The sequence below is a fragment of the Gabonibacter massiliensis genome (assembly GCA_001487125.1).
In the GTDB taxonomy this organism is placed as follows: Bacteria; Bacteroidota; Bacteroidia; order Bacteroidales; family Marinifilaceae; genus Gabonibacter; species Gabonibacter massiliensis.
The window spans coordinates 824187-843628 of record LN913013.1 but is presented as its reverse complement, the minus strand read 5'-3'; the positions used below and the strand labels follow the sequence as shown (position 1 = coordinate 843628).

The 19442-nt window shown below is 50.4% G+C and carries 23 protein-coding genes and 1 tRNA gene; 15 read left to right on the top strand and 9 right to left on the bottom strand.

Annotated features, from left to right (window positions below; translation table 11 throughout):
• Window positions 1–6: 6 nt before the first annotated feature.
• Complete coding sequence (gene mobB / locus BN3283_RS07845; protein ID WP_147625561.1) at window positions 7–1275, bottom strand: conjugal transfer protein MobB; 1269 nt, start codon at window positions 1273–1275, stop codon at window positions 7–9.
• On the bottom strand, window positions 1260–1682 hold the full coding sequence (mobA, locus tag BN3283_RS07840; protein WP_032535946.1) for a conjugal transfer protein MobA: 423 nt from the start codon (window positions 1680–1682) through the stop codon (window positions 1260–1262). Before mobA ends, mobB begins: the two co-directional genes overlap by 16 nt.
• Before the next feature lie 560 nt (window positions 1683–2242).
• Between mobA and BN3283_RS07835 the strand changes: the two genes are divergently transcribed.
• The 15 genes from BN3283_RS07835 (at window position 2243) to BN3283_RS07765 (ending at window position 13693) form a co-directional block, all read left to right on the top strand.
• Window positions 2243–3025, top strand: a complete 783-nt coding sequence (locus BN3283_RS07835) for a ParA family protein (RefSeq protein WP_059026291.1) — start codon at window positions 2243–2245, stop codon at window positions 3023–3025.
• Window position 3026: 1 nt separating this feature from the next.
• Window positions 3027–3455, top strand: a complete 429-nt coding sequence (locus BN3283_RS07830; protein WP_059026290.1) for a DUF3408 domain-containing protein — start codon at window positions 3027–3029, stop codon at window positions 3453–3455.
• A 2-nt stretch (window positions 3456–3457) separates the two neighbouring features.
• A complete protein-coding gene (locus BN3283_RS07825) occupies window positions 3458–4120 on the top strand; it encodes a hypothetical protein (RefSeq protein WP_059026289.1) in 663 nt (220 codons plus the stop codon).
• A gap of 164 nt (window positions 4121–4284) precedes the next feature.
• Window positions 4285–4581 (top strand): DUF4134 domain-containing protein, encoded by a 297-nt coding sequence (locus BN3283_RS07820; RefSeq protein WP_004309970.1) that lies wholly within the window; start codon window positions 4285–4287, stop codon window positions 4579–4581.
• 10 nt (window positions 4582–4591) lie between these two features.
• Window positions 4592–4927 (top strand): DUF4133 domain-containing protein, encoded by a 336-nt coding sequence (locus tag BN3283_RS07815; protein WP_010803765.1) that lies wholly within the window; start codon window positions 4592–4594, stop codon window positions 4925–4927.
• Entirely contained in the window at window positions 4924–7437 is a 2514-nt protein-coding gene (locus tag BN3283_RS07810; RefSeq protein ID WP_059026288.1) for a TraG family conjugative transposon ATPase, read from the top strand. The genes BN3283_RS07815 and BN3283_RS07810 overlap by 4 nt, the downstream gene beginning before the upstream one ends.
• A gap of 11 nt (window positions 7438–7448) precedes the next feature.
• Window positions 7449–8075 carry a DUF4141 domain-containing protein gene (locus BN3283_RS07805; protein WP_059026287.1) on the top strand — a complete coding sequence of 209 codons (627 nt, stop codon included), beginning with the start codon at window positions 7449–7451 and terminating at the stop codon, window positions 8073–8075.
• Window positions 8076–8094: 19 nt separating this feature from the next.
• Window positions 8095–9090: a conjugative transposon protein TraJ gene (gene traJ / locus BN3283_RS07800; RefSeq protein ID WP_147625559.1), complete on the top strand. Its 996-nt coding sequence runs from the start codon at window positions 8095–8097 to the stop codon at window positions 9088–9090.
• A 23-nt stretch (window positions 9091–9113) separates the two neighbouring features.
• On the top strand, window positions 9114–9737 hold the full coding sequence (gene traK, locus BN3283_RS07795; RefSeq protein ID WP_004309966.1) for a conjugative transposon protein TraK: 624 nt from the start codon (window positions 9114–9116) through the stop codon (window positions 9735–9737).
• Between the two features lie 4 nt (window positions 9738–9741).
• The gene (locus BN3283_RS07790; protein WP_059026285.1) at window positions 9742–10038 is read left to right on the top strand and encodes a TraL conjugative transposon family protein; all 297 of its coding nucleotides are present in this window, start codon (window positions 9742–9744) and stop codon (window positions 10036–10038) included.
• Window positions 10016–11332, top strand: a complete 1317-nt coding sequence (gene traM / locus BN3283_RS07785; protein ID WP_059026284.1) for a conjugative transposon protein TraM — start codon at window positions 10016–10018, stop codon at window positions 11330–11332. Before BN3283_RS07790 ends, traM begins: the two co-directional genes overlap by 23 nt.
• Before the next feature lie 33 nt (window positions 11333–11365).
• A complete protein-coding gene (gene traN / locus BN3283_RS07780; RefSeq protein WP_059026283.1) occupies window positions 11366–12301 on the top strand; it encodes a conjugative transposon protein TraN in 936 nt (311 codons plus the stop codon).
• A gap of 2 nt (window positions 12302–12303) precedes the next feature.
• On the top strand, window positions 12304–12885 hold the full coding sequence (locus BN3283_RS07775) for a conjugal transfer protein TraO (RefSeq protein WP_059026282.1): 582 nt from the start codon (window positions 12304–12306) through the stop codon (window positions 12883–12885).
• A 13-nt stretch (window positions 12886–12898) separates the two neighbouring features.
• The gene (locus BN3283_RS07770; RefSeq protein ID WP_059026281.1) at window positions 12899–13366 is read left to right on the top strand and encodes a DUF3872 domain-containing protein; all 468 of its coding nucleotides are present in this window, start codon (window positions 12899–12901) and stop codon (window positions 13364–13366) included.
• Between the two features lie 6 nt (window positions 13367–13372).
• Window positions 13373–13693 (top strand): hypothetical protein, encoded by a 321-nt coding sequence (locus BN3283_RS07765; RefSeq protein ID WP_010799827.1) that lies wholly within the window; start codon window positions 13373–13375, stop codon window positions 13691–13693.
• A gap of 219 nt (window positions 13694–13912) precedes the next feature.
• On the opposite strand, the gene BN3283_RS07760 is transcribed toward BN3283_RS07765, so the two are convergent.
• The 7 genes from BN3283_RS07760 to nhaA all read right to left on the bottom strand — a co-directional run bounded on the left by BN3283_RS07760 (window position 13913) and on the right by nhaA (window position 19400).
• A complete protein-coding gene (locus BN3283_RS07760; protein ID WP_059026280.1) occupies window positions 13913–14395 on the bottom strand; it encodes a DUF7258 domain-containing protein in 483 nt (160 codons plus the stop codon).
• Window positions 14396–14406: 11 nt separating this feature from the next.
• Window positions 14407–14628: a DUF3873 domain-containing protein gene (locus BN3283_RS07755; RefSeq protein ID WP_059026279.1), complete on the bottom strand. Its 222-nt coding sequence runs from the start codon at window positions 14626–14628 to the stop codon at window positions 14407–14409.
• 77 nt (window positions 14629–14705) lie between these two features.
• A complete protein-coding gene (locus BN3283_RS07750; protein ID WP_059026278.1) occupies window positions 14706–15239 on the bottom strand; it encodes an antirestriction protein ArdA in 534 nt (177 codons plus the stop codon).
• 640 nt (window positions 15240–15879) lie between these two features.
• Window positions 15880–16374, bottom strand: coding sequence for a site-specific integrase (locus BN3283_RS07745; RefSeq protein WP_059026277.1), 495 nt, complete (start codon window positions 16372–16374; stop codon window positions 15880–15882).
• A gap of 54 nt (window positions 16375–16428) precedes the next feature.
• The gene (locus BN3283_RS07740) at window positions 16429–17658 is read right to left on the bottom strand and encodes a site-specific integrase (RefSeq protein ID WP_059026276.1); all 1230 of its coding nucleotides are present in this window, start codon (window positions 17656–17658) and stop codon (window positions 16429–16431) included.
• Between the two features lie 272 nt (window positions 17659–17930).
• Window positions 17931–18015: transfer RNA gene (locus tag BN3283_RS07735), tRNA-Ser, on the bottom strand.
• A 35-nt stretch (window positions 18016–18050) separates the two neighbouring features.
• Window positions 18051–19400 carry a Na+/H+ antiporter NhaA gene (nhaA, locus tag BN3283_RS07730; RefSeq protein ID WP_059026275.1) on the bottom strand — a complete coding sequence of 450 codons (1350 nt, stop codon included), beginning with the start codon at window positions 19398–19400 and terminating at the stop codon, window positions 18051–18053.
• Window positions 19401–19442: the final 42 nt, after the last annotated feature.

Sequence of the window (19442 nt, the reverse complement as noted above, 5' to 3'; positions counted from 1 at the left end):
TTTAAGTTAGTCAATGCGCCTTGTGCGCTTCTTTTTCTTCTTTCTCTTTTGGCGGGCGGTGTCTTGCGGCTCGTCACCGCCTGATGCACCGCCGCCCAGCAATCCGCCGAAAGCTCCCAGCACGGAAGCCACGCCCGGAATGATGTCGGCTTTCGGCGTGAAGCCCGGCTGTTCCTGATGCGTGGATTGGTCTTGCTGCGGTGCTGACACTTCGGGCTGGTGCATCTTTCCGGTTTCGCCCGAAAAGCGTTCGTCGAACACGTTCGCCGAATACTCCTTGCCCAAGCGTGAACCGTTCAGCACCACCCGGCTGTCGTGGTCGATGAACGTAACGCCATAGATGCGCCCGCTGTCATTCTGACGGAATACCACGTCAATGCCCCGCTTCCTTAACTGCTGTTCCAGTTCCCTGCGACTGCGGGCGGTCTGCATGGCAGTGGCGACAATCTTCCGGGTGCGCTCTTTCAGTTTCCCGTTCTTGATTGCTTCGCCCGATTTCTCCATTCTGCGCTGCACCGCTTCATAACCCACCGACTTGCCGATGCGGGAAGCCTTTACCGGGTTGCCCGCCTTTTCGCCCTTGTCGTTCATGGCGGAATAGACAATGCCCTGATAGGGCTTGCCGTTTATCTCGCCCTTGACTTCCTCGGCGCACACGTTGTAAGCGGCAAGCAAAGCCTTGTACTCCCCGAACGACTGGAAACGGTAGCCGTAACAAGCCGCTTTCACGGTATTACCGATTTGGTGCTTCACGTCCCCGGCTGCATAGTCCACCTTTTTAAGTTCCGGACGTTCGGCACGTTCCTTTCGCTCTGCCGGGTGCAGGTTGTATTTCCTTTCCAGTTCACGGGTGATTTGCTTGCTGCGCCGATGCTCGAACTTGTCATTCAGCGGCTTGCCGTTCTCGTCCACCCGCAACCCCACGATGTGGATATGGTGGCGGTCGATGTCGGTATGCTTGTACACCAGATAAGGCTGGTCGCCATAGCCCAATTTCCGCATATACTCCCTTGCGATGTCGGAAAGCTGCCGGTCGGTCAGCACGTCTTCCGGGTGCGGGTTTATGGAGATATGAAGTATCGGCTTCTTGGTGGATAACTGGACGGGCATCTGCATCTCAAAGCTGCGCATACACCCGCCGATAGAGAAATTCCCGTCCTCGCTCAACAGCATCCGGTTGGAGAAAAGCACCTTTGCTTCCTCGCTGTCCACCTTGTTTTGGTTGTAAGCCAGTGCGCCGAACATATTGCCGCCCGTGCTTATTTTGGCAACCATAATTCCTTGCACTCGTTTGTCAGGTCGATAACCTGACGGTTCAACATAGATAATTCAGTGGTCGCTTTCTCCAGTTTATAGAGAAAAGCCAGTGCCTTTTTCTCCGAAAAGTTGCTGTGCAACGCTTTTACAACTTGGTTGTAATTGACCGCCACGGCTCTAAATTGTGCATAAAATTCGGTCAGCCGGGCGCAATACTCGACTGCCGACTTGTCCACTTTCACCACCCGGAATGGTTCGCCGAACAGCCGGGCGGCGATGAAACGGGACTTGCTCGTGACGCCCGACTGCTCCCACTGCGAGAGGAAGCGGGCGTTCTCCCGGTCGTTCAGGTAAAGGACATGGCGATGCTTCGCCGGGTCTGCGAGGGCGGGGCGACCGCCCTTGTTGGTTCTTCTTGTTTCCATGCTTCTTTGGATTAAAAAATTACGACTTCGGAGTGATTTTTACCCCCGCAAGGGGCAAGGCGTTTTCAGGCACGGAAAACGGTTTTGTAGCATACAAAACACACCTTGCTATTTTCTGACGAAAATCGAAATCCGTCACGGACGGATTGGGGTTAGCGTGGAACGGTAAGCCCTGCGTTCACCAGCCCGGTTTTACACCTCCGCCCCCTGCGGTTCGTTACTCCGCTGCAAAGTAACGGTGATTTATAATACTGTAAAATAGTCGGTTGGTGGACAAAACGGGACAGCGCAGGACAAATCGGGACAAGGTTTTCAGGGGACGTTTTTTCTCCCTTTTTTTGCATCGGATTTCAAGATTGAAAGAAAGATTCCAATCAGGAAAGAATGATTGAAAGCATGATTTCAAGAAAGCATGATTGCAGGATTTCAATATTTCAAGAAAGAATGAAAGCAGGAAAGCAAGATTGAAATAAAACAATCTTTCAATATTTCAATATTTCAAGATTGCAACATGGGAAGAATGAATGATTGAAAGCAATAAATAAATCTATCAACCAATAATGAACGAAAGCAATATGGAAAACGAGAAAACACCCCTTTATGTCGCCTTTTCCACCCAAAAGGGCGGGGTCGGCAAAACCACCTTTACCGTGCTGGCGGCGAGTTACCTCTACTACCTCAAAGGCTACGATGTGGCGGTGGTCGATTGCGACTACCCGCAACACTCCATTGCCGGGATGCGAAAGCGGGATGCCGAGCAGGTCGGGGCGGATGAAGATTACAAGCGAATGGCGTATGAACAGTTTACCCGGCTGGGGAAGAAAGCCTACCCGGTACTGTGCAGTTCGCCCGAAAAGGCGATTGCAACGGCTGACGAATATATAGCCGCCGGACACGTGCCGGATATAGTGTTTTTCGACCTGCCCGGCACGGTGAACAGCGAGGGCGTGATAAACTCCCTTGCGGGCATGGACTACATTTTCACACCCATTTCCGCCGACAAGGTGGTGCTGGAAAGCAGCCTGTCGTTCGCTATGGCTATCCAAAAGCTATTGGTGAAGAATGAAGCCTGCCGACTTGCCGGGCTGTACCTCTTTTGGAACATGGTGGACGGGCGGGAGAAAACAGACCTTTACACCGCCTATGACAAAACCATTAAGGAACTGGAACTGCCGCTGATGAAAACCTTTATCCCCGATACCAAACGCTATAAAAAGGAACTGGTGGCGGATAGAAAGGCGGTGTTCCGCTCCACGCTCTTTCCCGCCAGCCGCCCGCTGGTAAGGGGAAGCAACTTGGAAGAACTGATAACCGAAATAGCGTACTACATCAAATTACAATGATATGGCAAAGCAAAGCGGCGGGATGCCGAAGATAGACGAGGATTTCATGAAAGAGCTTATCTCGCAGGGCGTACCCGCCAAGCGGGAGAGCCAGCCGGATGATGCACCGCAGCCCGACGGCGAAACGGGAACCGCCCACGAGGGACGGCAGACTGAAACGGTGCGGGTGGAGAAAACGACAAACCGCAAGCGCAAGGGCGGTTCGGGCGACTACCGGGAAACTTACTTTCAGAAAGTGGAACTGGCAGACCGACAGCCCTTGTACGTGAGCCGTACCACGCACGAGAAGCTGATGCGTATCGTGACGGTGATAGGCGGGCGCAAGGTGACGGTAAGCAGCTACGTGGAAAACATTCTGCTGCGGCACTTCGAGCAGTACCAAGACGAGATAAACACCCTGTACGAAAGCCACTTCCAAAAGCCTGTCTGACTATGATAATCTATTGCATACTTACCGGGCTTTTGGTGTACTATATCGCCCTATGGCTGTGGTATCGCTACACGGACAGCCGGACATCAACGGGCAGAACGGATGATGCGCCACTCCCACGAAACGGGGTTTCAGGCTACACGCTGATAGGTGAAAGCCGATACAAGGGCGGACTAATCGGGACAGCGCAGGACAAATCGGGACACCTCCCGCAAGCGGCTGAAAATGATACTATTTTTGCGCCGCAGGCTGACGGACAGCCGGAAGAAAACATTCCGGGAGCAGCAGCCGAAGCGGAAGAAACGCCCGGTTACGAGAATGACGAACCCGACTACGAGGACGAGGAAATAGCCGGGTACATGGACGGTGACGATGATACCGGGCGGGCTACGGGCGTGAGCTTTGACGAACTGGGCGAAGCGGTACGCACGGCGAACGCCGACAACCCCACCGAAACGGAGAAACGGCAAGCCGCCGGGACGCTGGCAAGCATTGAGGGGACGAACCTCTACGATGCGGTGGTGGAGAACATCAACGGCGGGCTGGCAAAGGTGGCGGAACTGCTGGGGCGCAACGAAGCGGAACTGGCTACGGCTGCCGTCCCTGCCGAAGCTGGCGGTACAAGCAAGGAACACGAAGCGTTCGACATGAACGATTTCCTGTAATATAATAATGTGTAACAATATGAAGCAACGTGACTACGGTTGATTGGCAACCTAAAAACCAAACAGACAAACGGGACTATCCCCGACCACTAAAATTTCAAATTATTCACCAGCCGGGAAAGGCGGACTTCCCACCCGCCGCCCGGCATTAAAAACAAATCACAATGAGAAAGAAAATCTTTTTGTCGGCGGCTATACTTGCCGCTGCGGTAAGTGCCTACGCACAGGGCAACGGGCAGGCGGGCATCACCGAAGCCACGAACCTAATCACAGGGTATTTCGACCCCGGAACAAAACTGGTGTACGCAATCGGGGCGGTCTGCGGCTTGATTGGCGGGGTAAAAGTATATAACAAATTTTCGAGCGGCGACCCCGACACCTCAAAGACCGCCGCCAGTTGGTTCGGGGCGTGCATCTTCCTGATTGTTGCCGCCACTATCCTGCGTTCGTTCTTCCTCTAAACCAGCGGCTATGTCTGAATATCCGGTAAACAGGGGTATCGGGAAGCCGGTGGAGTTCAAGGGGCTGAAAAGCCAGTACCTCTTTATCTTTTGCGGCGGCTTGCTCGCCGTCTTCGTGGTGTTCATCGTCCTGTTCATGGCAGGCGTGAACCAGTGGCTATGTATCGGTTTCATCGTGTCGGCTTCGCTGCTGCTCGTGTGGCAGACGTTCCGGCTCAACGCACGGTACGGCACGCACGGGCTGATGAAAGCAGCCGCACGCAAAAGACACCCACGCTTCATTATCAGCCGAAAGGCGATACCCCGGCTGTTCAACTACAAAAGAAGAAAGGAAGAAAGAACATGAGGAATACATTAAAGGCTACCACGCTGGAACGAAAATTTCCACTTTTGGCGGTGGAGAACGGCTGCATCATTTCAAAGGATGCAGACATAACGGTGGCTTTCAGGGTGGAACTGCCCGAACTGTTCACCGTCACCAGTGCCGAGTACGAAGCCATACATTCGGCGTGGTACAAGGCAATCAAGGTGCTGCCTGACTACTCCATAGTACACAAGCAGGACTTCTTCATCAAGGAGAACTACCAGCCCGACACCGAAAGGGACGAACTTAGTTTTTTAAGCCGCTCCTTTGAACGGCACTTCAATGAACGCCCGTTCCTGAACCATTACTGCTACCTGTTCCTGACGAAAACGACAAGGGAGAGAAGCCGCCGACAGAGCGACTTCTCCACCCTCTGCCGGGGCAGGATTGTTCCGCAGGAGATAGCCGACAAGGAAGCGGCGGCAAAGTTCATCGAAGCGGTCGGGCAGTTTGAAAGGATTATGAACGACAGCGGGTTTGTCACCCTTACCCGGCTGGCGGCATCGGAAATCACCGGGCAGGACGGAAAGGCGGGCATCATCGAGAAATACTTCTCGCTCTCGCAAACAGATACCACCTGCCTGAAAGACATCGGGCTGTACCCGGAAGAAATGCGTGTCGGGGACGATATACTGTGCCTGCACACGCTTTCGGACGTGGAAGATTTGCCCGGAAAGGTCGGGACGGACTGCCGATTTGAGAAGCTGTCCACTGACAGAAGCGATTGCAGGTTAAGTTTTGCCGCCCCGGTGGGCGTGCTGTTGTCGTGTAACCACGTCTATAACCAGTTCATCTTCATAGACGACCACGCCGAAAACCTGAAGAACTTCGAGCAGACCGCCCGGAATATGCAATCGCTCTCCCGCTACTCCCGTGCCAACCAAGTGAACAAGGAGTGGATAGACGAGTACCTGAACGAAGCGCATAGCAGGGGGCTTATCTCGGTGCGTTGCCACTGCAACGTCATGGCATGGAGTGACGACCGGGAAGAACTCAAACGCATACGCAACGATGTGGGAAGCCAGCTTGCACTAATGGAGTGCAAGCCACGCCACAACACGGTCGATACGCCCACGCTCTTTTGGGCTGGCATACCCGGCAACGAAGCCGACTTCCCCGCAGAGGAAAGTTTCTACACGTTCTTGGGGCAGGCTCTCTGCCTGTTCGTGGAAGAAACGAACTACAAGAGTTCGCTTTCCCCGTTCGGCATCAAAATGGTGGACAGGGTAAGCGGTCGCCCGCTGCACATCGACATATCGGATTTGCCCATGAAGAAAGGCATCACTACCAACAGAAACAAGTTCATACTTGGGCCGAGTGGTAGCGGGAAGTCTTTCTTCACCAACCACATGGTGCGCCAGTATTACGAGCAAGGGGCGCACGTGCTATTAGTAGATACGGGTAACAGCTACTTGGGGCTGTCCCAGCTTATCCACAACCGCACGCACGGCGAGGACGGGATTTATTTCACCTACACCAACGAGAACCCGATAGCGTTCAACCCGTTTTATGTCGAAGACGGTGTATTTGACATAGAGAAGAAAGAGAGTATCAAGACGCTTATCCTTACTTTATGGAAACGGGACGATGAAGCCCCCAAGCGGTCGGAAGAAGTGGCGTTGTCCAATGCGGTAAGTGCCTATATCGAACGTATCACGGGCGACAGGTCGGTAACGCCCTGCTTCAACACGTTCTACGAGTTTGTCCGGGATGATTACCGCCGACAGCTTGAACAGAAGAACGTCAGGGAAAAGGATTTTGACATTGACAATTTCCTGAACGTGCTTGAACCGTACTATCGTGGCGGTGAATACGACTACCTGCTGAACTCCGACAAGGAACTGGATTTGCTGCATAAACGCTTCATTGTCTTTGAATTGGATAATATCAAAGACCACAAGATTTTATTCCCGATAACGACTATCATCATCATGGAAGCCTTTATAAACAAAATGCGCAAGTTAAAGGGAATAAGGAAGTTAATACTAATTGAAGAAGCGTGGAAAGCGATTGCATCGGCGAACATGGCGGACTACATAAAATATTTGTACAAAACCGTCCGAAAGTATTTCGGGGAAGCGATTGTGGTAACGCAGGAAGTGGAAGATATTATTTCCTCGCCCATAGTGAAAGAGAGTATTATCAATAACTCGGACTGCAAAATCCTGTTAGACCAGCGAAAATACCTGAACAAGTTCGACAGCATACAAAACCTCTTGGGACTGACCGAGAAGGAGCGTTCGCAAATATTGTCTATCAACATGGCGAACCACCCCGGACGGAAGTACAAGGAAGTTTTCTTCTCGCTGGGCGGCACGCAGTCGGCAGTGTACGCCACAGAAGTTTCGCTGGAAGAATATTACACGTTCACGACAGAGGAAAGCGAGAAAATGGAACTGTTCGCCCTCGCCGAGAAGTTGGGCGGCAACCTTGAACTGGCTATCAAGCGGCTTGCGGAAAGCAAACGCAATCCCCAATCATCAACAACTTAAAAATTAGGAACATGAAGAAAACAATTCTCCTTATGGCGGTATGCCTTTGCTTCATCGGCACGGCATACGCCCAGTGGGTGGTGTCAGACCCCGGCAACTTGGCACAGGGTATCATCAACACCACCAAGCAGATAGTGCAGACTTCCACCACTGCCAAGAACACGCTGGACGGCTTCATGGAAGCGCAGAAGATTTTCCAGCAGGGTAAAAAATATTACGATGCGCTCAAAGCGGTACACGATGTTGTCAAGGGCGGTGTCAAGGTGAAGAAGTCCATTGAACTGGTGGCGGAAATATCCGAAATCTACGTGCGCAACTTCCAAAACATGCTGGCAGACCCGAATTTCACGCCTGACGAACTTTCCGCAATATCGTTCGGCTATGCCAAACTGATGTCGGAAAGCTCGGACGTGTTGCAGGACTTGAAAAATGTAGTGAACATCACGGGTATGTCGCTGACGGATGCCGAACGGCTGGCAATCATCGACAACGCTTATCGAAGTTTGCTCAACTACCGCAACCTCGTGAACTACTACACCCGCAAGAACATATCCGTGTCCTATCTGCGGGCAAAGAAGAAGAACGACACCGACCGGGTGCTGGCTCTCTACGGCTCGGCGGATGAACGCTACTGGTAACATATAAATCGGTATGCCTATGTTATTAGCAGCAGTGGATTTTGACAACCTGCACCAAGTGTTGCGGGTGCTATACGATGAAATGATGCCCTTGTGCAGCAACATGACGGGGGTAGCCAAAGGGATAGCCGGGCTGGGGGCTTTGTTCTATGTAGCCGCCAAAGTGTGGCAGTCGCTCGCACGTGCCGAACCCATAGACGTGTACCCGCTCCTGCGCCCTTTTGCGTTGGGGCTGTGTATCATGTTTTTTCCAACATTCGTGCTGGGGACTATCAACACGGTGCTGTCGCCAGTGGTGAAAGGGTGCAACCAGCTTATGGAAACGCAGACTTTCGACATGAACGAGTACCGGGCACAGAAAGACCGACTGGAATATGAAGCCCTGATGCGAAGCCCCGAAACGGCTTACCTCGCATCGGACGAGGAATTTGACCGACAACTGGAAGAACTGGGCTGGTCGCCCTCCGACATGGTGACTATGACGGGTATGTACATGGACAGGGCGGCTTACAATATCAAGAAGTCCGTCCGGGACTGGTTCAGGGAGTTACTGGAAATGCTCTTTCAGGCGGCGGGGCTGATTATCGACACGCTGCGCACGTTCTTCCTAATCGTGTTAAGCATACTGGGTCCGCTGGCGTTTGCGATTTCCGTCTATGACGGTTTCCAAAGCACGCTGCCCCAGTGGATTTCACGCTATATCTCCATTTACCTGTGGTTGCCCGTATCGGACTTATTCAGCAGCGTGCTGGCACGCATACAAACGCTGATGCTCCAAAAGGACATTCAGGAACTTTCAGACCCGAATTTCATCCCAGACGGGAGCAGCACCGTGTATGTAATCTTTATGATTATCGGCATCGTGGGCTATTTCACCATTCCAACGGTGGCAAGCTGGATTGTGTCGGCTGGCGGTATGTCCGCCTATAACCGCAACGTGTCGAAAGCCGGGTCGGTCGCCGGGGCTGCGGTTGGCGCAGTCGGTGGAAAGGTATCGGGAAAACTACTCAAATAAACAACATCAAATTTTTAAAGGATATGGAATTTAAGTCATTAACGAACATAGAAACGAGTTTCCGGCAAATCCGGCTCTTCGCACTGGTATTCATCTGCCTGTGCGCACTGGTGACGGGCTTTGCCGTGTGGAACTCGTACAGCTTCGCCGAAAAGCAGCGGCAGAAGATATACGTCCTCGACAACGGCAAAAGCCTGATGCTGGCACTCTCGCAGGACATGGCACAGAACAGACCCGTGGAAGCCAAATCGCACGTGCGACGTTTCCACGAACTTTTCTTCACCTTATCACCCGACAAGGGGGCTATCGAAAGCAACATCAAACGCTCGCTGTTCCTTGCCGACAAGACCGCTTTCAACTATTACAAGGACTTGGCGGAAAAGGGTTACTACAACCGGGTGATTTCCGGAAACGTCACGCAGACGGTGGAGATTGACAGCGTGAAATGCGACTTCGACCAGTACCCCTACAAGGTGAACACGTATGCCCGCCAGTTGATTGTCCGGGAAAGCAGCCTGACGGTGCGCAGTCTTGTGACCTCGTGCCGCCTGCTCAACGCAACACGGAGCGACAACAACCCGCACGGCTTCATCATCGAAGCGTTCACCATTACCGAGAACAAGGATTTGCAAACCGTCAAGAGATAGCCTTATGGAGAGAAAACGAAACTACATCGAAAAGGTGCAGGACTGGGCGGACGACTGCCTGCGCCGAATGTGCGGACGGATTACGCCGGGCAAAAGGCTGGCGGTTATCCTTGTGATGTTCTTCTTTTTCGGCGGCTTGTCTATCTACATCACCGTTTCATCAATCTACAATATCGGGAAACGGGACGGCAGGCGGCTGCAAATAGAACATATCAGACAACTGCCATTGCAAGGCAATGACACAATCAACAGTATCAACCCCTTAAACAGACCGGAATATGGAAGAAGTACAGAAGAATGAGAACGGCACGACCGTGCCGCAGACGGACGGGAAACCTGAAAAGGAAAAGAAGCCCAAACGGGAACTGACACCCCAACAGGTACAGCAGCGCAGGAAAATGATAGTCTTCCCGCTGATGTTCCTTGCCTTTGCCGGGTGCATGTACCTGATATTCGCCCCCTCCGGCAAAGAGGACGTGAATGTGGAAAGCGTGGGCGGCTTCAACGCCGACATACCGCTGCCCGCAGAAGACGGGATTATAGCTGACAAGCAAAAGGCATACGAACAAGCAATGCTGAACCGCAAACAGCAGGACAAGATACAATCCTTGCAGGACTTCGGTTTCACGGGGGACGATGAAACGGAAGAACCGCAAGCGGAAATCGACCTGATGCCGGAAGAAGATGCGAAGCCACAAAGGGGCGGCGGTGCTTCTTCACGGGCGGCTTACCGGGACATCAACCGCCAGTTAAGCACGTTCTACGAAACTCCGGCGGTGGACGAGGAAAAAGAGGACTTGAAGCGACAGGTGGCGGAACTGACCGACAGACTGCAACAACAGCAGAACGCCACGCCTACGGCTGACGACCAAATGACACTCTTGGAAAAGTCTTACGAACTGGCGGCAAAGTACATGAACAGCGGGCAGGGACAAGTCGCACAAGTCCCGGTAACGGGCGGCATTGACCGCAAGCCGGATGCGGTGGCGGTGCAGGCAATCCGGGAAACGACCGTATCGGGATTGCAGCAGCCCATGAGCGATGCCGACTTCATCCGGACTTACAGCCAGCCACGAAACTGCGGCTTCAACACGGCGGTAGGCACGGGCTACGCTATGGGAAAGAACACGGTAGCCGCCTGCATCCACCAAGACCAAACCCTGACGGACGGGCAGGCGGTGAAACTCCGGCTGCTCGAACCCATGCAAGCCGGGAACATAGTCGTGCCGAAGAACACCCTTGTGGCGGGGACGGCAAAGGTGCAGGGTGAAAGGCTCGACATACTGGTGTCCTCGATTGAGTACGCTGGCAATATCATCCCGGTGGAACTCGCCGTGTTCGACACGGACGGGCAAAAGGGGCTTTCCGTCCCGTCCTCTATGGAGCAGGAAGCGTTCAACGAAGCTATGGCGAATATCGGCAGCGGGCTGGGAACAAGCATTTCCTTTGCACGGAGTGCCGGGCAGCAGGTGGCTATGGACGTGACAAGGGGCTTGCTGCAAGGAACGTCCGGCTATCTTGCGAAAAAGTTCAGGACTATAAAAGTAAAACTAAAAGCAGGCTATAAAGTCATGCTTTACGCCAAACAACAATAACCATTTTATCAACCACTAAAATTTCAATTAGCAATGAAACAGATTTTTGTAATGTTCGCCCTCTTGCTGGGCGTGTGTGCGGCAAACGCACAAACCGCTGACACCGTGAAGTATGCGGCAGGCAACGACTTGTACCGGGGGATTACCCGGAAACTCCCGTACCGCCAAATGGTTACGCCCTACGGCGTGGAAGTGACCTTTGCCAAGACGGTGCATATCATCTTCCCCGCCGCCGTCCGCTACGTGGATTTGGGAAGCAACCACATCATAGCGGGAAAGGCGGACGGTGCGGAAAATGTTATCAGGGTGAAAGCCACGACAGAGGGCTTTCCGGGTGAAACGAACTTCTCCGTTATCTGCGAGGACGGCAGTTTCTTTTCGTTCAACGCCAAGTACGCCCATGAGCCGGAAATGCTCAATATCGAAATGAAAGACTTCTTGGAGAACGAGGACACCAGCGATTTTTCGCATACCCGCATGAACATCTATTTCCGGGAATTAGGTAATGAAAGCCCGCTATTGGTGAAGCTGATAATGCAGAGCATCTACAAGAACAATGACCGGAAAGTGCGCCACTTGGGTAGCAAGCGTTTCGGCATACAGTTCTTAATCAAGGGCATTTATACTTATAACGGGATGCTCTACGTGCATACGCAGACGAAGAACAGTTCCAACGTGCCTTTCGATACCGACTTCATCAAGTTTAAGATAGTCGATAAGAAAGTGCCGAAGCGCACGGCTATTCAGGAAACGGTACTGGATGCGGTACGCAGCTACAACGAGGTGGTAGAGATTGCCGGGAAATCAACCGTGCGCACGGTGTACGCCCTGCCAAAGTTCACCATTCCTGACGACAAGCTGCTGGTCGTGGAACTCTACGAGAAGAACGGCGGGCGGCATCAGGTTATCCGGGTGGAGAACGCCGACATCGTGAACGCAGAAGTGATTAACGAACTCAAAATCAAATAGGGATGAAACGGTTTCTATTTGTCGGAATACTCTTTGCGCTGTGCCTGCATTTCAACCAGGCACACGCACAAAGATACCTGCCGGGCATGAAAGGCTTGCAGGTCACGGCGGGCATGACGGACGGGGTGCATTGGAACGCTGGCAGTGATTTCGCCTACCACATCGGGGCGGCATACAGCGTTTACACCAAGAACGCCAACCGCTGGGTGATTGGTGGCGAATACCTGCACAAGAAGTATGACTACAAGGATATGCAGATACCCGTAGAACAGTTCACCGCAGAGGGCGGCTATTACCTGAAATTCCTATCGGACAGGCGAAAGACCTTTTTCCTGTCGCTGGGACTGTCGGCACTCGCCGGGTATGAAACGAGCAACCGAAGCGAAAAACTCTTGCCGGACGGCTCCACGCTGCTGGATAAGGACTGCTTCATTTACGGCGGTGCGCTGACGCTGGAACTGGAAGCCTACCTGACCGACCGGGTGGCTCTGCTGCTGAACGCAAGGGAACGGGCGTTGTTCGGTTCGGACATAGGCAAGTTCCACACGCAGGTATCTTTGGGACTGAAATTCATTATCAACTGACCGCTATATAATAATGTATATGAAGAATGTAATGTATAAAATCATCATGGGCTGCTACATCGTGGCCGCCCTCGTGCTTGTCACCGCCTGTAATGACAACTTGGATATTCAGCAGGCGTACCCGTTCAGCATCGAAACGCTGCCAGTACCCAAAAGACTGAAAGTCGGGGAAACCGCAGAAATACGCTGCCAACTGGTGCGTGGCGGCTATTACCAGCCGACTACCTATCAAATCAGGTACTTCCAGCCGGACGGCAAAGGAAAGCTGGAAATGGATAACGGCACGGTGTTCCTGCCCAATGACCTTTACCCGCTGGAGAAAGAAACATTCCGGCTCTACTACACTTCGGCATCGACAGACCAGCAGACGATTGACATTTATGTAATTGATAACTTTGGACAGGTGCAGCAACTTTCGCTATCGTTCAATAATGACAACGGCAAGGAAGAAACGGAAACAATAACGACCCCTAAACAATAAAATGACATGGTAAAAATAGAATTGGATATAAAAGGTATCTCGTGGTACATAGAAACCACGTTGGAAACAGATACGGTTCCGGCAGTAGGTGACATCATCATTGTGGACAAGGACTGCATTTCCGCACGTGACAGGGCTGAATTGTGGAAAACGCCGTCCAATCAGGTTTTCAAATGGGCGGACGAAGAAGATGATGCGCCTGTAATGGAATGGTTCGACTGCGACACGGAAATGCTTGTCTATAAACGGACATGGAAATATGACATCGAGGAAGAAGAAACCGTGTGCATACTTGGTGTAAAATTCTTCCAACATGAAGATTTATAGGCTTTATTTCCTTATCGGTTGCATATATACGTGAAAAGCAACGATAGACAGGGAACACCAAATAGGGAATGATACGCAAGGCGTATGTTATGGCAGTCCACCCGCTGATAGTTCGGCGGGTGGACTTTTCACGTTAGGGAACAGGGCGGGTTTCTTTGCCACTTTATTTCCCGGCACTCACGAAAGAAAGTGGCGGCGGCAAATAGCCGCCGTTCTTTATCAACTGGTTTTAAGGCTCTTTATGGGCGTGTATTTCTCTAACCACACCTTTACCTGTTCCATGTTGTATTCGCCCGTGATGATTGCCGTATGGTCGTCTATGGCTACAAACCGGACACTTTCATAGCTGTTTACCCAGCCTTGCAGGGAACAGACGCCCCACGTTTCCACATCTTCAAAAACACTGCGGTCTATTTGGCTGATTGGCTCGCCGAAAACTACGGTCATAACCTGAAAGTCCGGCTTATCTACCAGCAGTTGCAAATGGTGCAACGTGCCGAACTCGTCAATTTTGCGCCCCCACGCCCATACATCACTATACAAATCATCGCCCCACTGATGCGGGTGGTCGAAACGGACTTTGACCGCTGTGGAATGCTGGTCGTCTTGGATGTCCTCAATAACGCCCGTTACCATTAAGCCCGTAAAAATACACTCGCAACGTCTGCCGATAAGCTCCTTGTTTACTTCTGTCGTTTTCATGTCCCTAAAATTTACTTGTTTATTACTCCGTTCTTCTTCGCTACCCATTCGTCACGCCTGCGGCGGCACTCGTCCAGCGTTTTGGCTACCGTGCTGAAAAGTTCGCCGTCCGTGTGGCGGTAGTCATATTGATAATAAATTTGTCCCCTGAAAGCCCCTAAACAACATTTCACGTATTTTTCTTCTCCCGGTATTTGGGTGATGCTTACCCCGTTTTTGTTAAGTGACTGCATGATGTCTTATTTTTTTATGGTTATAAACTTGGTTGTTTTTAGCGGGCAGGGCTTTGACACCCCGCCCGGATTGGTTGTTATGCCGCACGGAACACAAAGCCGTCATCAAACCAGTAATCGCACATGAACAAGTCACGGGCAAACTGTTTGTAATCGAAATAGGTCTTTGCGAACTCCGGCAGGTCGTAACATTCTTCTATAATTTCATAGGCGAAATCTTCTTCATCGTCATATTCCCCCTGATATTCGTCCCGGAAATCACGTACAAGGTCGTCCGCATCTTCCTCGCCCAAATCATGGCTTTTATAGTTGCACCACACGAAAAAGGCTTCCTGCTCGGTGTCGCTCAAATCCTCCACCGCATCACGCAAAGCGAAAAAGTTTTCAGAAATCCAGCTTTCAGAAATCAGGGCTTCCGGGATATTCTCGTAATCCTGAAACATATATTCCGCATCTTCCTCGTCCTTGTGCAGTTCCCGGCAGGCTTCGTAAAATTCTTCCTTGTCCGAATAATCCGAAAGGTTGAGCCATGCCCCAAACAATGAACCGTTGTTGTACTTGGCGTAAGTGCCTACATAAACGCTTGCTGCTGATAATGTCGTTGCTTCCATATTGCTGTAATTTTTAAGTTTTTAATTTTATGCGGATTCGAGAGGTGAGGGAGTTGAAGTTTCACTGAACTTTTTTCCTGTTTCCCGTAAATCCGACTTTTTTTTTATGCGTCTTCCGGTCGGGTCGGTCGTTTTCGTTTCACATAGGCTTAAAAGGGTAGTGTTTAGAGTTTGCAAGGTTTTGGGCAAAAAATACCTCGCAAGGCAGGGAAGATTTTTTCGCCAAACCGGAACGGCTCGACCTTTCAAAATCGTGAAGAACACGTAACTACCTTTGCCTATTGAAATGATTAAAACGACTGTCCCGGCTGGGGGACTGCGTGAGAGGAAGATTTACATTTAGGGAAACAGGGGAAAAGTGCCTGTTCTCTTTCGTCTTTTAGGGAACACTCCATGCAGGCGGGAAAGGCAAGGGTGTTGTGAGCTTGCTTGCAATACGCTTGTGCGGGTTTCCAACGGCTCTTTTCACGAAATACAGTCAGCCATGCCACGCACGGCTGGCGTTTCGGGGAATGTGCCAGTGGAAAAGGGAATAAAAAATGCGGGTAGTCGGTGGACTGCCCGCAAGGTGGAAGAATGTAAAATGCTTGGATATAGATTGTTATGTGGTATATAGTTACCTAAATCGTTACCTATTTTGTTACCGATTGTGTTCATTGTAAATCCCCGTTAGCATACTGGCGGTAATGCCGTTTTCAGGAGCGACAACAAAGGCAAATGTCTTGCGGGCGCAAGATAAGGTAACGGATTTTTTTATGCCAGCGGCGGCACAAACGTTTTGTAAATCGTAATTTATCGCCGGGAGTGGTAAAACGGGCAGAAGCTCCCCGTTTTCTTGAAGCCCCCGGTATTTCTTCAAAATGTCGTAAGGCGCATCAAGCAGTGGAAACGAGTATGGCAAGGTGCTTTTAGACACATGAAAGCGCAGAAAACGTTTTTCACGGGAATGTGCCAAGATATTTTCTTTCCTAAGCCTGTTTATGTCACTGTATGCCACTCCCGTGTAGCACGAGAACAGGAAAATGTCACGGGCTTTACGCTGCCGGGACAGGGGCAGTTTCACTTTTGAAATCGCTGCCAGTTCCTCGCTTGTGAGGTATTCTTTACTGTATTCTATTTTAGATTGCTTAGCCATAACGCATTTATTTATTGAAAGGTGATACTTGTTGTTCGGGAAATAGCAGCCATGTTACATGGCTGCTTCCTTGTAAATCTTCTCGATGCCGACAAACTTCTTGTCAAGCCCCTGCATATCACTGCCTATCTTGCTGTTGGTGATGCGGGCGTAAATTTGCGTAGTTTCTATGTTTGTGTGTCCCAGCATCTTGGACACCGTTTCAATGGGTACGCCCTTTGACAGCGTGGTGGTCGTGGCGAACGTGTGCCGGGCAAGGTGGAATGTCAGGTTCTTTTTAATACCGCAAATATCGGCAATCTCTTTCAAGTAGGCGTTTAGCTTCTGATTGCTGATTACGGGAAGTATCTTGCCGTCCGGCAGCTTGCCCTTGTACTTCTTCAAAATCATCTTGGGAATATCCAGCAGGGGGACATTCACGTCCGTATTCGTCTTTACCCGCTTGGTGATTATCCAAAGGTTGCCGTCAAAGGACTTTTGGATATTCTCCTGCCGCAAATTGGCGACATCGCTGTAAGCCAGACCGCAGAAACAGGAAAAGACGAACAAGTCCCTGACGTGTTCCAGCCGTTCGGAAACCATTTTCTTTTTGAGGATGATTTTTATCTCGTCCTCTGTCAGATAACCCCTGTCCACTTTTTCCAGCCGGATTTTGTAGCTGGCGAAAGGGTCGCCCACCAGTATGCCGTTGTTGCGGGCAATGATGATGATGCGCTTGAAGAACTGCATGAACTTGGCGGTGGTGTTATAGCCGCACTTGCAGGCGGTACGCAGGTATAATTCAAAATCGGTAATGAACATCGGGCTTATCTCCTTTATGGATATGTCCGATACGTTGTACTTGCTGCGGATGAACTCGGCGAGGTGGCGGCGGGTCACTTCATACTTGCGGTAGGTCGCTATCGTCTTGGATATGCCCACAAGCTGCTTCACATCGTCATTGTGCTTTTGGAACAATGAAAGGATTGTTTCGTGGCTCTCGCTGTGTCCCAAGAACTCGTTTTTCACTTTCTCGGCGGTCACGTAGTTGTCACGCCGCTGCATTTCGTGGTAAATGGTGTTCAGGGAAGAACGTATATCGTCCAAAAGGGCGTTTATCCTCCCGGCATCCCTGCCTTTGGCTTTGCCCGCAGCCGTGTTCCAGTTGTCGGGCTGGATGCTCTGTTTCGTGCTGAACTGGCAAAGTTTGCCGTCTATGGTGATGCGTGCCATAATCATAACCTCGCCGTTTTTCTTTTCAGAACCTTTCTTCAAATAAAAAAGAACCTTGAATGTCGATTTCATAACTCACTTTTTTTAGTTGCAAAATTAATTTTTACCTCTCGTTTTCGAGTTATGCAGACTATGGACTAATCAAGTCATTTTCAGGTCATTTGAGGACAAATCGTTACCGTTTTTGTCCGGTAAGGAATAGGTAACGATTTAGTAACGAAACTTTGTCTTTTACCGTACTTTTGAAGTCTTGGAAGCCGGACTTTCGGGCAATAAAAAAGCCACAAATCATTGATTTGTAGCTTTTTGTCCGTTTGCTGACCATTTCTGTCCAGCATGTTCAGCGGAGAGACAGGGATTCGAACCCCGGGTGCCTCGCAGCACAACGGTTTTCAAGACCGCCGCAATCGACCACTCTGCCATCTCTCCGGATGCGGGTGCAAATATAGAGGTTTTCATTTATTTTAAAAATTATTTTTCTCTTTTTTTTCCAGAACATACCTTAAGATAAGGTAGCCGCAGAGTCCTGCGAATAAAGATCCTCCGATGATTCCGATTTTTGCCTGGTTAAGAAGAGTCGCCCCGATCTCCGGAATTCCCGCATAAGACAGATTCGCTATAAATAAAGAGACCGTAAAACCGATACCGCCGATCATAGATATGCCGAATAAAGAACCTTCGTGCATACGGTCCGGCATGGAAAGCCAACCGGTTTTAACAGAGAGGTAGGTGAATGAAAAAATGCCGATCAACTTGCCTAAAACCAATGAAATGAAAATGGTGATGGAGATCCCCTGTAACGAGGCAAGAGAAAAGCCTTCAAAGGAAATACTGGCATTGGCAAAGGCAAATAATGGCATAACGACATAGTTGATAAGGGAATGCAGATCGTCATCCATCGCCTGTAAAGGGCTGATTACTCTGTCTGAAGCCGATTCTATACTTTTTAGAATAGACAATTCCGAGTTGCTGAGTATGAGGTTGCTGGAGTTTTCTCCTTCCGGTAATCTTTTTAAACTTTCCCGAATGTTATTCACGTATTTGTAAATGCGTAATTTCGGTCGGGCGGGAACCGTGAAGGCCACGATTACCCCGGCTATCGTCGGATGGATACCCGATTGGACAAACAGGTACCATACCACAATGCCTAAAAATATATAGAACAGCTTATTATGGATTCCTGATTTACCTCCGATATATAACAGTAGTATAACGCCTGCCGCGGCGATAAGAAATTCCGTTATCAATTGCTGACTGTAGAAAACGGCGATGACGATAATCCCTCCGATATCGTCGACCACGGCAAAAGCCGTTAAAAAGATTTTGAGACTCAGGGGTACTTTTTTCCCCAGTAAAGAGAGTACGCCTAAAGAGAAGGCGATATCGGTAGCCATGGGGATCGCGGCTCCTCTGGCTGCCGGTCCGGGTTCTCCGATCAACATGAATAGAAGGACGGGAACGATCATTCCGCCGCAAGCGGCAATAACCGGTAATAAAGCTTTTCTGGGAGAGGATAACTCACCGACCAGGAGTTCCCGTTTGATCTCTAATCCTACCGAAAAGAAAAAAATGGCCATTAAAGCATCATTGATAAAGGCTAATAGGGTCATGGAACCTCCGCCGTGCTGCTGAAAAAGATTGAAACTTCCTATATTGAAACTGACCTCTTGAGAAAAGAAATGGTTGTAATATTCTTTTAATGGAGAGTTGGCTATTATCATGGCTAATAGTGCCACGAACAGAAGAATTGCCCCACCGTTGATTTTAGCCTGGATCAATCTACGTGTAGAAAACTTCAACGTATCCTTAAACATATCCTTCGTTTTATATTAGAAGTAAGGTAAAATTAATGATTC